This is a genomic window from Streptomyces sp. LS1784 (genome assembly GCF_020103755.1).
Taxonomy (GTDB): Bacteria; Actinomycetota; Actinomycetes; order Streptomycetales; family Streptomycetaceae; genus Kitasatospora.
This window is the reverse complement of sequence record NZ_JAHSQD010000191.1, coordinates 1-13805: the sequence shown is the minus strand read 5'-3', so window position 1 is coordinate 13805 and position 13805 is coordinate 1. Positions and strand designations below refer to the sequence as shown.

The following is a 13805-nucleotide window of genomic DNA, read 5'->3' as shown; positions in this document are numbered from 1 at the left end:
GCGCCCGCGGTCCGCTCCGAGCCACGGCCCTTCCTCATGCCGCCCGCCCCCGCGACACCTCCCGCCGTCCCCGCGGGCCCGGACCTCGGCGCCGAGTGCGCCCGGCTCTCCGACCTGGTCGACGCCGGCCGCCACACCGAGGTGCTCGGCCTCGCCGCCCGCCTGCTGCCCCGGGCCGAGGCCGAACTCGGCGATGCCGCACCCCTGGTGCGCACCATCCGCACCATCTACGCCCGCATCCTCCTGCACGAGGGCCACCCCCAGCAGGCCCTCCCCGAGTACCGCCGTCTCGCCGCCACCGCCGACGGCGGCCCGTACGGCCCCCAGGGCCTCGACCACCGCTACCGCGCGGCCGTCTGCCTCGAACGGCTCGGACACGGCGTCGAAGTCCTCGCCGAGTACCAGGCACTCCTCACCGCCCACACCGCCCGCCTCGAATCCGGCCTCGACACCGACCCCGAGCGCAGCTACGACCTCCGCGAACGCATCGGCCTCCACCTCGCCGCCACCGGAGACCCCCAGAACGCGTGGCAGTGGCTGCTCCCCCTCCTCCTCGACCGCGAACGCCGCGACGGCCCCCACCACCCCACCGTCCGCCGCCTGCGCCAGTCCCTGTCCACCCTCACCCCCGCCTCCACCCCCTGGCCCCCGCCCCAGCCCTGATCCCCTCTGGTCTTCACCTCCCCACGCGCGCAGCGACGGCACCGACCCGGTGGCCGCTGCCGACGTCCGGGGAAGACGTCCGGGCCCGGGGCGGCGCTCGGGCAGGGTGTGGGGACACGGGCGGGCGGGGTGAGGGCGCGGGGGTAGGTTCGGGGTGTGACGACGAATGCTGTGCCGACGAAGACTCCGGGCGCGAAGTTGATCCTGCTGACCACCACCCACCGGGTGGCTCCCGGCCTGCTGGCGTGGCCGGCGTGGGAGGCGTTGCGGTCGGCGGCGCGGGTGCTGGTGGGGGACGAGGGGCATCCGCAGGTGGCGGCGGTGCGGCAGGCCGGGGTGATGGTGGAGGCCGTGCCGGCCGGGTCGGCGCCCGCGTTGGCGCGGCTGCTGACCGGGCAGCCCGCCGGGGCCGGGCCGACGGTGTGGCTGGGCAGTCCGGACGGGGACCCGGGGCTGACCGACGCGCTGGCGCGGCTCGCGGTGGAGCACGCCGGCGAGGTGCCGGAGATCGAGGTGCTGCCCGGCTCGTACGACCTGCCGGGGTCACGGCTGCTGGACCTGGTGACGGTGATGGACCGGCTGCGCTCCCCGGGCGGCTGCCCCTGGGACGCCGAGCAGACGCACGAGAGCCTGGTGAAGTACCTGGTCGAGGAGGCGTACGAGCTGGTCGAGGCGATCGAGGAGGGGGACCGGGAGACGCTGCGCGAGGAGCTGGGTGACGTCCTGCTGCAGGTGTTCTTCCACTCCCGGATCGCCGAGGAGCACCCGGCCGAGCCGTTCACCATCGACGACGTGGCCGGGGACATCGTCGAGAAGCTGGTGTACCGGCACCCGCACGTGTTCGGGGACGTCGAGGCCGGGGGCGCCGCCGAGGTGGAGGCGAACTGGGAGCAGCTGAAGGCGGCCGAGAAGGCGGACCGCGAGTCGGTGCTGGACGGGGTGCCGGCCGGGCTGCCCTCGTTGGCGTACGCGGCGAAGCTGGTGTCCCGGGTGCGCCGGGCGGGCTTCACGGGGGTGCCGGACGAGCCGTACGAGCTGCCGGCCGAGCTGACCGCCGACTCGGCGGGCCGGCTGCTGCTCGCGGTGGCGCAGCGGGCGCACGACGCCGGGGTGGACGTGGACGCGGCACTGCGGTCGGCCGCGCGCGGTTACCGGGACGCGGTGCGCGCGGCCGAGGGCCTCAAGCCGGAGTGACGACGGGCTCGGGGTGACGGGCCCGGGCCTGGAGTGACGGGCCTCAGGCCGCCGTGGCGGCGGGCTCAGGGCGCCGCTGCGGCGGGACGAGTTCGCCGATGGCCTCGCCGACGAGGACGACGAGTTCGGCGAGGCGCTCCAGGTCGAGGTGGTCGGGCAGCTCGGCCAGCGAGACGATCCGCTCGCCGTCCGGGCCGGCCACGGCGAACAGGTCGATCGGTCCGAGGTGCTTCTCGGCGGTGTCCACGAGGGCGGCGACGTCGCTGGGGCGGCGGATGTCGCCGCAGACGCCGACGACGGGGCAGCCGGGCCGGTCGAGCTCGGAGGCGAGGTCCTCGGCGATGCCGACGTGCTGGTCGGCGATCAGCATTCCGGTGGCGCCGGCCGCGGCGAACCGGCGGGCGAGGCCCGCGCCCGACCCGCCGTCGAGGACCGCGATGACGACGACTGACCCGCTGACCCGCATGGCCTGCTCCTCCCTGTGGACGACACCGCACCGGCGCCCACGCGTACTGCGGAGGATCGTAGGCAGGTCCTGACCCTCCGCAACAGGGATTACCCCTCAGGTGACCAGGCTCACGCCCGCCCCGCGGCCAAGAGTCGGCCAAGAGCTGTCCACGGGCTGTCCACGGTCCGTCCATGGCCGTGCCACGGGGTGTTGGCGCGCCGGATGCGATCCGCCGGCGGCGGAGCGGCGGCCCGCCGGAGGGAGGGTCCCCCGTCGCACCGGATACGGTCGGTCCATGCCAGCTCAGCCCGACCCCGCCCGTCCCGCCGCCGCGCCCTCCGACGCCACCGCCCCGCAGCTGTTCACCTGGGAGTTCGCCGCCGACCCGTACCCCGCCTACGCCTGGCTTCGCGAGCACGCCCCGGTGCACCGCACCACGCTGCCGAGCGGCGTCGACGCCTGGCTGGTGACCCGGTACGCGGACGCCCGGCAGGCGCTCGCGGACAGCCGGCTGTCGAAGAACCCGGCGCACCACAGCGGGCAGGCGCACCGCACCGGCCGGGTGGGCATTCCGGGGGAGCGGCAGGCGGACCTGATGACCCACCTGCTGAACATCGACCCGCCGGACCACACCCGGCTGCGCCGGCTGGTGTCGAAGGCGTTCACCCCACGCCGGGTGGCCGAGTTCGAGCCGCGGGTGCAGCAGCTCACCGACCGGCTGATCGACGGCTTCGCGCAGCGCGGTTCGGCGGACCTGATCCACGAGTTCGCCTTCCCGCTCCCCATCTACGCGATCTGCGACATGCTGGGCGTGCCGGCCGAGGACCAGGACGATCTGCGGGACTGGGCGGGCATGATGATCCGCCACCACGGCGGGCAGCGCGGCGGCGTGGGCCGGGCGGTCAAGCGCATCCGCGCCTACCTGGTGGACCTCATCCACCGCAAGCGGGCCGACCTCGGTGACGACCTGATCTCCGGCCTGATCCGGGCCAGCGACCACGGCGAGCACCTGACGGAGAACGAGGCCGCCGCCATGTGCTTCGTGTTGATCTTCGCGGGGTTCGAAACCACCATCAACCTGATCGGCAACGGCACCTACGCGCTGCTGCGCAATCCGGAGCAGCGCCGGTTGCTGCAGGAGTCGGTGGCGCGCGGGGAGACCGCACTGCTGGAGACCGGGATCGAGGAACTCCTGCGCTACGACGGGCCGGTGGAGCTGGCGACCTGGCGGTTCGCGACCCGGCCGCTGACCATCGGCGGGGTGGACATCCCGGTCGGCGACCCGGTGCTGGTGGTGCTGGCGGCGGCGGACCGCGACCCGGCGCGGTTCGCGGCCGAGAACACCCTCGACCTGGCCCGGGCCGACAACCCCCACCTGGGGTTCGGGCACGGCATCCACTACTGCATCGGCGCCCCGCTGGCCCGGATGGAAGGGCGCGCCGCGCTGGCCACGCTGCTTTCCCGGCTGCCCGATCTGCGGCTCGCGGAAAGCCCGGAGAACCTGCGCTGGCGCGGCGGTCTGATCATGCGTGGGCTGCGCGAACTCCCGGTGGAATTCAGCCCGGAGGGCCGCTCCCCGCACGCGCCTCCGCATGCCCCTTCCGCGCCCTCGGCGCGCTGAGGTCACGCGACGGACGTCGCCGATCGCCTACCGGCGAGGGTGTGAACGCCCATCAATCCGGACATAACGCCGCCGTTGGTAGGCGATCGGACACGGGCCGTAATTCTCGTGTGATATCGACGATATGAGCTTGTGATTAGTCTGATGATCTGTCTACTCTCCCTGGAGTTCGCAGCTGCGGACCTCGTACGCGGAACGCCGAATCCTGCCCGCCGCGCCACGGGAAACCGACCAGAACCCTGGGCAGGGGCGGGGGAACCAGGTTTGTTGCCGTCTCCCCACGGCTTGGGGTGAAGCCGCCCGAGCGGAATCGTTTCCGCGTACGGCGGCCGGGCCACCTCCCGGTCCGAACCCGACAGCTCACCTCGCAGGCGTGCGGAGAGGGACCTCTTCATGCTGTTCGTTGGAACTGGCCGTCACCGTCGTCGCACCCAGGCCGAGAAGGCCATCGCCGTCGCCGGTGTGGCCGGCGTCGGACTCGCGATGCCGCTCCTCACCGCCACCGGCGCCTCCGCGGCCCCGGCCTCCACCTGGGACTCCGTCGCCCAGTGCGAGAGCGGCGGCAACTGGAGCATCAACACCGGCAACGGCTTCTACGGCGGCCTCCAGTTCACCTCCAGCACCTGGAAGGCGTACGGCGGCACCGCCTACGCGCCGCAGGCCAACCAGGCCAGCAAGGCCCAGCAGATCTCGGTCGCCGAGAAGGTGCTGGCCTCGCAGGGTCCGGGCGCCTGGCCGGTCTGCTCCCAGAAGGCCGGTCTGACCAAGGGCGGTGCCCCGGCCGTGGTCGACACCTCCTCGGACGCCAAGGCGCAGTCCGCCCCCAAGCAGCAGACCCCGAAGCCCGCCGTCAAGCCGGCCGAGAAGCCGGTCGCGCAGAAGCAGGCCGCCCAGAAGCCGGTGCAGAAGCCCGCCGCGCAGCCGGTCCAGCAGGCCGCCCCGCAGCAGCAGGCGCAGCCGCAGACCCCGGGCTTCTCCGGCAAGGCCGGCTGGGACGCCGACGCCAAGGTGTACTGGTACCAGAACAACGGTGCCTGGTACTGGACCAGCCACCAGAGCGTCTACCAGCAGTACGCCGGCCAGGCCGCCGCCCAGCCGCAGTACGCCCCGCACGCCGCGCAGCCGGCCCCGCAGGCCGCCGGCCACGACTACACGGTCCGCGCGGGTGACACCCTGTCGACCATCGCCGCCGCCCAGGGCGTGTCCGGCGGTTGGAGCGCGCTGTACGAGCAGAACCACGCCACCGTCGGCGGCGACCCGAACCTGATCCTGCCCGGCCAGGTGCTGCACCTCGGCTGAGCCGTCGCGGCCGGCGCCGGGCCGTCGTGCCCGACGCCGGTCCGTCATGTCCGGCGCCGGGCCGTCGCACGCGGAGCCGACGCCGTTGCGTCCCGACGTCCGAAGGGGGCCGGTCCTACCGGTCCCCTTCGTCCGCATTCGCCCGCTCCGGTGGGACAAGCTGGGGCAAGCAGGTGAACTACCGGCGGGTAGTGGGGCCACACGCTGAGACGGGACCGAGGTCGGCGTGGCCCCGGGAGCCCGGGCGGTTAGGCTCTGGTCGTAACGACTCCGCAATCGTCCTGCTGACAGCACCACCGTCAGACCGGACCCTGCTTCCGCAAGGAGATGCCTCGTGCCGTCCATCGATGTCGTCGTAGCCCGTGAGATCCTCGACTCGCGCGGCAACCCCACGGTCGAGGTCGAGGTCGGCCTCGACGACGGCAGCACGGGTCGTGCCGCTGTCCCGTCGGGTGCCTCCACCGGTGCCTTCGAGGCGCTGGAGCTGCGTGACGGTGACAAGAACCGCTACTTCGGCAAGGGCGTCGAGAAGGCCGTCCTGGCCGTCATCGAGCAGATCGGCCCGGAGCTGGTCGGCTACGACGCCACCGAGCAGCGCCTGATCGACCAGGCCATGCTGGACCTGGACGCCACCCCGGACAAGTCCTCGCTCGGCGCCAACGCCATCCTGGGCGTCTCGCTGGCCGTCGCGCACGCCGCCTCCGAGGCCAGCGACCTGCCGCTGTTCCGCTACCTGGGCGGCCCGAACGCGCACGTCCTGCCGGTCCCGATGATGAACATCCTCAACGGCGGTTCGCACGCGGACTCCAACGTCGACATCCAGGAGTTCATGATCGCCCCGATCGGCGCGGAGTCCTTCTCCGAGGCCGTCCGCTGGGGCGTCGAGGTCTACCACACGCTCAAGGGCGTGCTGAAGGAGCGCGGCCTGTCCACCGGTCTGGGCGACGAGGGCGGCTTCGCCCCGAACCTGGACTCCAACCGCGAGGCCCTGGACCTCATCGTCGAGGCCATCCAGAAGGCCGGCTACGTGCCCGGCCGTGACGTCGCGCTGGCCCTGGACGTCGCCTCCTCCGAGTTCTACGAGGACGGTGCCTACCAGTTCGAGGGCAAGGCGCTCACCTCCGCCGAGCTCATCGAGTACTACGCCGGGCTGGTCGCCGCCTACCCGCTGGTCTCCATCGAGGACCCGCTGGACGAGTCGGACTGGGACGGCTGGAAGGCCATGACCGAGAAGCTGGGCGACAAGGTCCAGCTGGTCGGCGACGACCTGTTCGTCACCAACCCGGCCCGCCTGGCCCGCGGCATCGAGACCGGCACCGCCAACGCGCTGCTGGTGAAGGTGAACCAGATCGGTTCGCTGACCGAGACCCTGGACGCCGTCGAGCTGGCCCAGCGCAACGGCTACCGCTGCATGATGTCGCACCGCTCCGGCGAGACCGAGGACGTCACCATCGCCGACCTGGCCGTCGCCACCAACTGCGGCCAGATCAAGACCGGTGCCCCGGCCCGCTCCGAGCGCGTCGCCAAGTACAACCAGCTGCTGCGCATCGAGGAGATCCTCGACGACGCCGCCGAGTACGCCGGCCGCGGCGCCTTCCCGCGCTTCCGCTCCGCGGAGTGATCAGCACCGCCACGCGGACTGTCGAGCACGGCAAGCACGAGGGCCGGGCGTTCCCGGTAGCGCACGCCTGACCGGTGCCCCGCCGTTCACCCCGTAGGGTGGACGGCGGGGCACCGTCGCGACCAGGAGGGGATACGGGAGATGGCTGGCTGGAGGATCCCGGGCTTGGCGGCCCGGCCCCGGTTCACGAGCCGGGCGACCGTCCTCGTCCTGGTGCTCTGCTCGCTGGTGGCGATCCTCGCCTACCCGACGCGGCAGTTCATCTCCCAGCGCGCCGAGATCTCCGCCCAGCGGGCGAAGGCCGACCACGCGCGCCAGCAGGTCGAGCAGCTGCGCCGGGAGAAGGCCCGCTGGCAGGACCCGGAGTACGTCAAGGCGCAGGCCCGCGCCCGGCTGCACTACGCGGTGCCGGGGGAGACCCCGTACATCGCGGTGGATCCGGCCGGTCAGTCCTCCGCCCAGCCCTCCTCGTCCGCGGCCGGTGCCGCCTCTTCCCAGAACGCAGCTCCCGGAAGCGCCGGCGAGGCGAAGGCCGCCAAGCCCTGGTACGTCGGCATCTGGGACTCGGTGGACGCCGCCGACACCGCTGCGGCGGCCCCCGCCACCCCCCTTCCGCTCCCACCGTCCCCCGTTGGAGACACCTCCCCCCATGACCACTGAGAACCACCCCACCGTCTCCGACGCCGACGTCGCGGCCATCGCCGCCCAGCTCGGCCGGGTGCCGCGCGGCCTGCGCGGCGTGGCGCACCGCTGCCCCTGCGGCAACCCGGACGTCGTGGAGACGGCGCCCCGGCTGCCGGACGGCACGCCGTTCCCCACGCTCTACTACCTGACCTGCCCCAAGGCCGCCTCGCTGATCGGCACCCTGGAGGCGGAGGGCGTGATGAAGGAGCAGAGCGCCCGGCTCGCCGAGGACCCGGAGCTGGCCGCCGCCTACCAGAAGGCGCACGAGGACTACATCGCCCGGCGCGACGCGATCGAGGTGCTGGAGGGCTTCCCGAGCGCGGGCGGCATGCCGGACCGGGTGAAGTGCCTGCACGTGCTGGTCGGCCACTCGCTGGCGGCAGGCGAGGGCGTCAACCCGCTCGGTGACGAGGCGATCGGCATGCTGGAGGACTGGTGGGCCAAGGGCCCGTGCGTCTCCCCGGCCGAGGTCGAGGCCGCCGGTGAGCGGGTCGCCCGCAACCGTGCCAAGGAGCAGGACCACGAGGCCGTGATCGCCGCCAAGCAGCAGAAGACCGCCGAGCGCGCCGCGAAGAAGCGCTCCGCCGACGAGGCCGCGGCGGAGCGGGAGTCCGAGTGAGCACGACCCGTGTGGCCGCGATCGACTGCGGCACCAACTCGATCCGCCTGCTGGTCGCCGACCTCGACCCGGAGACCGGGGAGATCACCGACCTGGACCGCCGGATGATCGTCAACCGGCTGGGCCAGGGCGTGGACCAGACCGGCCGGCTGCACCCGGACGCACTGGCCCGCACCTTCGCGGCCTGCCGGGAGTACCAGGAGATCATCTCCGGCTTCGGCGTCGGCCCCGAGCGGCTCCGCTTCGTCGCCACCAGCGCCTCCCGGGACGCCGAGAACAGCGACGAGTACGTCAAGGGCGTGCGTGACATCCTGGGCGTCGAGCCCGAGGTGGTGAGCGGCGAGGAGGAGGCGCACCTGTCCTTCGTGGGCGCCACCAAGGAGCTGGCCGGCGGTCAGTTCCCCGGTCCGTACCTGGTGTTCGACCTCGGTGGCGGCTCCACCGAGTTCGTGCTCGGCACGGACGACGTGCAGGCGGCGCGTTCGGTGAACATCGGCTGCGTGCGGCTCACCGAGCGGTACTTCGGCGACACCGAGCTGCCCTCCGAGGAGCAGGTCGCGGCGGCCCGGGCGCACGTGCGCGCCGAACTGGACCGGGCCGAGGAGGTCGTCCCGCTGACAGGAGCGGCCACCCTGGTGGGCCTGGCCGGCACGGTCACGACGGTGTCCGCGATCGCCCAGGGCCTGCCCGGCTACGACTCGGCGGCGATCCACCACTCGCGGGTGGGCCGGGAGCGGGTCGCCGAGATCACCCGGGAGCTGCTGGCCGCCACCCACGCCGAACGCGCGGCCATTCCGTCGATGCACCCGGGCCGGGTGGACGTGATCGCGGCCGGGGCGCTGGAGCTGCTGGAGATCATGGAGCGCACCGGCGCCGCCGAGGTGGTCGTGAGCGAGCACGACATCCTCGACGGCATCGCCTGGGGTATTGCCACCTGACCCCGTGCACGGCTTACCCGCCCCGGCCCCGGCACCCCTTTCGGGGGGCCGGGGCCGGGGCGCGCCCGAGCCCGGGCGGGAAAGTTCGTGAATTTCTTCACATGGCGATCCGGCCATTCGTCGCACCGGCTCGCCCGCTACGTCCGAAATGTGGGACCGAAGGCCCGTCGGCCGAGTCGCCCATGAGATCGCAGGTCAGACCCGGTTCGAGGTTTGAATATCGAAAACACGCGCGGGAACCCGGGCGCTGTGCGGATCGTTGCTGCTCAGGCCGGTAGTGCTCCGGCGCGCGTTCGCGCGGGGTCGCCCAGGGGTGCGAGCCCCCGCGCCGGGCCCGTTTTTGCGGCCGCGCAGTGTAGCACGGGGGGTCCGTCAACTTGTGACCGGGCTCACGAAGGCTGCTCCGGACGGTGCTGGATACTTTCGGATATGAGCACCACGGAGCGTCCTCGCATCCTCATTGTCGGCGGTGGTTACGTCGGCCTGTATGCCGCGATGCGCATCCTCAAGAAGATGCGCTACGGCGAAGCGACCGTCACGGTCGTGGACCCGCGGTCGTACATGACGTACCTGCCCTTCCTCCCCGAGGCGGCCGGCGGCAACGTCGCGCCCCGCAACCTCGTCGCGCCGCTGCGCAGCGCCCTCAAGCAGGCGGAGGTGCTGACCGGGTCCGTCACCGGCATCGACCACGCCCGCAAGGTCGCCACCATCCAGCCCGCGGCCGGCGACAGCTACGAGCTGCCCTTCGAGTACCTGGTCGTCGCGACCGGCTCGGTCTCCCGCACCTTCCCGATCCCGGGCCTGGCGGAGAACGGCATCGGCATGAAGACGGTCGAGGAGGCCATCGGCCTCCGCAACCACGTCATGGCGCAGCTGGACAAGGCCGAGTCCACCACGGACGAGGAGATCCGCCGCAAGGCGCTGACCTTCGTGGTGATCGGTGGCGGCTTCGCCGGCATCGAGACCGTCGCCGAGATCGAGGACATGGCCCGCGACGCGGCCAAGCTGTACAAGACCGTCAGCCGCGACGACATGCGCTTCGTGGTGGTCGAGGCGGCCAACCGCATCCTCCCCGAGATGGGCCCGGACCTCGGTCTGTGGACCAAGGAGAAGCTCGAGGAGCGCAACATCGAGGTCTACATCGAGACCTCCATGGACTCCTGCGTCGACGGCCACGTCATGCTGAAGAACGGCATGGAGATGGACGCCTCCACCATCGTGTGGACGGCCGGCGTGAAGCCGAACCCGGTGCTGGCCGAGTTCGGCCTGCCGCTGGGCCCGCGCGGCCACGTCGACACCGCGCCGACCCTCCAGGTCCAGGGCTTCGACTACGTCTGGGCCGCCGGCGACAACGCCCAGGTGCCGGACCTCGCCGCCGGCGAGGGCGCCTGGTGCCCGCCGAACGCGCAGCACGCCTGCCGCCAGGCCGTCGTCCTCGGCGACAACGTGATCTCCGGCATGCGCGGCTTCCCGCAGAAGGAGTACAAGCACAAGAACCTCGGTGCGGTCGCCGGTCTCGGCCTGCACAAGGGCGTGGCGATCCTCTTCGGCAAGTACAAGCTGAAGGGCCGTCCGGCCTGGTGGTTCCACCGCCTGTACCACGGCGCGATGGTGCCGACCTTCAACCGCAAGGTCCGCGTCTTCACCGACTGGACGCTCGCGATGTTCCTCAAGCGCGAGATGGTCGGCCTCTCCCAGATGGAGCGGCCGCAGCTTCCGATCCAGGAGGTCACTCCGCCCACCAAGCCCGTCGAGGCCGCCAAGCCGGCCGCCGACAAGGAACTCGCGAGCAAGTAAGCGACTGAGACCCCGGTGTGGGAGCACCGGGGTATGAGTCGGAGGCCCTCCGCCCGGCAGCATTGCCGGACCACGACCTCCGTGGTGCTCAGCCGGCCGTGCGACCGGGCGGAGTACAGAAGTAGAAGGTCCCCTGCCGAAACCCTTCGGCAGGGGACCTCTCTCGTTCCGGGGACCGGTCAGTCGGTCTTGATGCTCGACAGGATGTCCAGCTTGGACGCCCGGCGGGCCGGCCAGATCGCGGCCACCAGGCCGACCACCCCGGCCAGCGCCAGGAACAACGCCAGCTGGCCGTACGGCAGGACCGTGGTCAGGCCGGAGAGGCTGGACTTCAGGGTGCCGTTGATCGCCCAGGCGATGAAGCAGCCGAGCAGCAGGCCGATGCCGGCGCCGAACAGCGAGATCACCACGGACTCCAGACGGACCATCCGCTTGATGCCCCCGCGGTCCAGGCCGATCGCCCGCAGCATCCCGATCTCGCGCTTGCGCTCGAAGACCGACATCGCCAGCGTGTTGACCACGCCCAGGATCGCGATCAGGACCGCCATCCCCAGCAGGCCGTACATCAGGTTCAGCGCGAAGGTGATGGTCTGGCTGAACTCGTCCCGGACGTCCTGCTGGGACTTCACCTCGATCACCGGGTTGGCGCCGGTGGCGTCCTTGAGGGCCTGCTTGAGGCCGTCGGTGGCGCCGTCCTTGCCCTTGACCAGGACGTCGGAAATGTGCGGCTTCGGCTCGTGCTTGGCGATGTCGGTGTTGGCCAGCATGACCCGGCCGAGCATGCCGCCGCTCTTGTACACGCCGCCGACGGTGAGCGGGCCGGTGGACTCGTCCGCGAAGGACACGTTCAGCACCGAGCCGGTGGTGACGTTCAGCTTCTTGGCGGTGTCCTCGTCGAGCAGCAGCTGGCCCTTGCCGAAGCCGGCGGTGGAGCCGCTGGTCAGCTCGACGTCGGCGAGCTGGTCGAGCACGGCCGCGTCCAGGCCGGAGACCACCATGCTGGTGCCGTTGAGGTCCCAGTACGCGCTCGTCATCGCCGAGGAGGCCGCCACGCCGGGGGCCTTGGCGATCTGGGCGGGCACCTGCTCGGACAGGCTCATGCTGTTGGCGGCCCCGACGATGAAGTCGGCCTTCATCGACTTGGTGACGGCCCGGTCGATGGTGTCGTTGACCGAGGCGCCGATCACGGTGAGCCCGGTGACCAGGGTCAGACCGATGGTCAGCGCGGCGGCGGTGGCGGCGGTGCGGCGCGGGTTGCGCACCGCGTTCTGCTGGGCGAGCTTGCCCGGGGTGCCGCCGAGCCCGCGCAGCAGCGGGCCGACCAGCGCGACGACCGGACGGGAGAGCAGCGGCAGCAGGACGAACACGCCGATCAGGGCCAGGAAGGCACCGAGGCCGACCGGCAGCCGGCCGCTGTCGTCGCCAGTGGAGGCGCCGTAGCCGATCAGCGCGAGACCGCCGCCGGCGAGCACCGAGCCGATCGTGTTGCGGACCACCAGGCTCTTCTGGGAGACCGGCTGGTCGCCGCTGCTCATCGCGGCCACCGGGGCGATCCGGGAGGCGCGCATGGCGGGCAGCAGGGCCGACATGACCGTCACCAGGACGCCGACCACGACCGTCACCACGACGGTGAGCGGCTTGATCACCAGCGAGCCGTTCGGCATGTTCTCGTTCAGCGAGCCGATCAGCGACTGCATCCCGGCGCCGATCCCGATGCCGGCGATCAGACCGGCCACGGCGGAGACGGTGCCGATCAGCAGGGCTTCGATCAGTACGGAGCGGGTGACCTGCTTGCGACTGGCGCCGACGGCGCGCAGCAGGGCCAGCTCCTTGGTGCGCTGGGCGACCAGCATGGTGAAGGTGTTGGCGATGATGAAGATGCCGACGAAGAGCGCGATGAAGGCGAAGACCAGGAGCATCGTGCGCATGCTGCTGGTGCCCTTGGAGATCATGTCCTGCTCGTCGGCCTTGAGCTTGGCGCCGGTCTCGACGTCGAACTGGTGGCCGGACGGCACCGCGGGCTGGGCCTGGGCGAGCAGAGCGTCCTGGCTGGTCCCGGGCTTGGCGGTGAGCACGATGCTGCTGTAGCGGCCCGGCTCCAGCAGGGTCTGCTGGGCGGTGGCCTTGTCGAACAGGGTGAGCGTGCCGCCGGTGTTCACCACCGGGTCGTCGGTGGTGAAGACGCCGGTGAGCTTCGCCTCGACGACCGGGCCGTTGGCGGCGACCCGGACGGTGTCGCCGACCTTGTAGCCCGCCTTGTCGACGGTCTTGCGGTCGAGCGCGACCTCCTTGGCGGCCTTCGGGCCCTGGCCCTCGACCATCGGGTAGCGCGGGTCCTTGCCGTCCTGGCCCGGCGCGAAGTTGGCACCCTTGGCGGCCCAGACCTGGCCGATCAGGCTGCCCTTCTTGTCGGCGACGCCGGTGAAGCCGCTGACCACGCCACGGGCGCCGGCGGTGCCCGGCAGGGCGGCCAGCTGCTGGAGGGTGGCGTCGGTGAGGGTGGCCGAGCCGCCCTCGCCCTTCTGCCGGGCGGAGGCGGAGGAGCCGGCCGCGCGGTCCACCACCTGGACCGAGACGTCCGAGTAGCTCTTGGAGTTGCTGTCCCGCATGGCCTTGCCGAAGGTGTCGGAGAAGACCATGGTGCCGGCCACGAAGGCGGTGCCGAGCATGACGGCCAGTGCCGTCATCAGCAGTCGGCCCTTGTGGGCCAGCACGTTGCGCAGTGCGGTGCGATACATGGGGTGTCCTGGGAGGGTCGGTGAGCGGGCTGCGGCTGCGGGTGTGTCAGCTGGTACGGCCCTTGGCGTCGAAGCGGCGCATGCGGTCCAGGACGGTGTCGGCGGTGGGGTTGTGGAGTTCGTCGACGATGCGGCCGTCGGCGAGGAAGACGACGCGGTCGGCGTAGGAGGCGGCGACCGGGT

The 13805-nt window shown here is 72.0% G+C and carries 10 protein-coding genes, 2 pseudogenes and 1 riboswitch; of the genes and pseudogenes, 9 read left to right on the top strand and 3 right to left on the bottom strand.

Translation table 11 applies throughout. From position 1 onward, the window contains the following. Together KS423_RS21905 and KS423_RS21900 are read left to right on the top strand one after the other, a co-directional pair. Positions 1–663, top strand: a 663-nt coding sequence (locus KS423_RS21905; RefSeq protein WP_374120004.1) for a tol-pal system YbgF family protein, incomplete at its 5' end; no start/stop codon positions are given. A 156-nt stretch (positions 664–819) separates the two neighbouring features. After that, positions 820–1857, top strand: coding sequence for a MazG family protein (locus KS423_RS21900; protein ID WP_224281268.1), 1038 nt, complete (start codon positions 820–822; stop codon positions 1855–1857). Between the two features lie 43 nt (positions 1858–1900). On the opposite strand, the gene KS423_RS21895 is transcribed toward KS423_RS21900, so the two are convergent. Further along, entirely contained in the window at positions 1901–2323 is a 423-nt protein-coding gene (locus KS423_RS21895; protein ID WP_224281267.1) for an SDR family NAD(P)-dependent oxidoreductase, read from the bottom strand. 277 nt (positions 2324–2600) lie between these two features. Here KS423_RS21895 and KS423_RS21890 point away from each other — a divergent pair, with 277 nt between their 5' ends. The 7 genes and pseudogenes from KS423_RS21890 to KS423_RS21855 all read left to right on the top strand — a co-directional run bounded on the left by KS423_RS21890 (position 2601) and on the right by KS423_RS21855 (position 10884). After that, positions 2601–3926 (top strand): cytochrome P450, encoded by a 1326-nt coding sequence (locus tag KS423_RS21890; RefSeq protein ID WP_224281266.1) that lies wholly within the window; start codon positions 2601–2603, stop codon positions 3924–3926. Between the two features lie 219 nt (positions 3927–4145). After that, positions 4146–4314: riboswitch (cyclic di-AMP (ydaO/yuaA leader) on the top strand. 5 nt (positions 4315–4319) lie between these two features. Next, the gene (locus KS423_RS48060; protein ID WP_308020228.1) at positions 4320–5225 is read left to right on the top strand and encodes a transglycosylase family protein; all 906 of its coding nucleotides are present in this window, start codon (positions 4320–4322) and stop codon (positions 5223–5225) included. A 334-nt stretch (positions 5226–5559) separates the two neighbouring features. Further along, positions 5560–6846 carry a phosphopyruvate hydratase gene (gene eno, locus KS423_RS21875; RefSeq protein ID WP_224281265.1) on the top strand — a complete coding sequence of 429 codons (1287 nt, stop codon included), beginning with the start codon at positions 5560–5562 and terminating at the stop codon, positions 6844–6846. A 141-nt stretch (positions 6847–6987) separates the two neighbouring features. After that, on the top strand, positions 6988–7506 hold the full coding sequence (locus KS423_RS21870; protein WP_224281264.1) for a septum formation initiator family protein: 519 nt from the start codon (positions 6988–6990) through the stop codon (positions 7504–7506). Then, a pseudogene (locus KS423_RS21865) lies at positions 7478–8005 on the top strand (DUF501 domain-containing protein); the annotation flags it as partial. The gene KS423_RS21870 and the pseudogene KS423_RS21865, both read left to right, overlap by 29 nt. Positions 8006–8145: 140 nt before the next feature. After that, positions 8146–9087 carry a Ppx/GppA phosphatase family protein gene (locus tag KS423_RS21860; protein ID WP_224281262.1) on the top strand — a complete coding sequence of 314 codons (942 nt, stop codon included), beginning with the start codon at positions 8146–8148 and terminating at the stop codon, positions 9085–9087. A gap of 429 nt (positions 9088–9516) precedes the next feature. Next, on the top strand, positions 9517–10884 hold the full coding sequence (locus KS423_RS21855) for an NAD(P)/FAD-dependent oxidoreductase (RefSeq protein WP_224281261.1): 1368 nt from the start codon (positions 9517–9519) through the stop codon (positions 10882–10884). A gap of 179 nt (positions 10885–11063) precedes the next feature. Here KS423_RS21855 and KS423_RS21850 read toward each other — a convergent pair whose 3' ends face one another. Both KS423_RS21850 and KS423_RS21845 read right to left on the bottom strand, forming a co-directional pair. Continuing rightward, the gene (locus KS423_RS21850) at positions 11064–13622 is read right to left on the bottom strand and encodes an ABC transporter permease (RefSeq protein ID WP_224281260.1); all 2559 of its coding nucleotides are present in this window, start codon (positions 13620–13622) and stop codon (positions 11064–11066) included. Positions 13623–13668: 46 nt separating this feature from the next. Then, positions 13669–13805, bottom strand: a pseudogene (locus KS423_RS21845) (ABC transporter ATP-binding protein); the annotation flags it as partial.

Bases quoted from the DNA above. Each gene is read 5' to 3' on its own strand.
- KS423_RS21895 (WP_224281267.1), bottom strand. From the start codon at position 2,323: ATGCGGGTCAGCGGGTCAGTCGTCGTCATCGCGGTCCTCGACGGCGGG.
- KS423_RS21890 (WP_224281266.1), top strand. From the start codon at position 2,601: ATGCCAGCTCAGCCCGACCCCGCCCGTCCCGCCGCCGCGCCCTCCGAC.
- KS423_RS48060 (WP_308020228.1), top strand. From the start codon at position 4,320: ATGCTGTTCGTTGGAACTGGCCGTCACCGTCGTCGCACCCAGGCCGAG.
- KS423_RS21870 (WP_224281264.1), top strand. From the start codon at position 6,988: ATGGCTGGCTGGAGGATCCCGGGCTTGGCGGCCCGGCCCCGGTTCACG.
- KS423_RS21855 (WP_224281261.1), top strand. From the start codon at position 9,517: ATGAGCACCACGGAGCGTCCTCGCATCCTCATTGTCGGCGGTGGTTAC.
- KS423_RS21850 (WP_224281260.1), bottom strand. From the start codon at position 13,622: ATGTATCGCACCGCACTGCGCAACGTGCTGGCCCACAAGGGCCGACTG.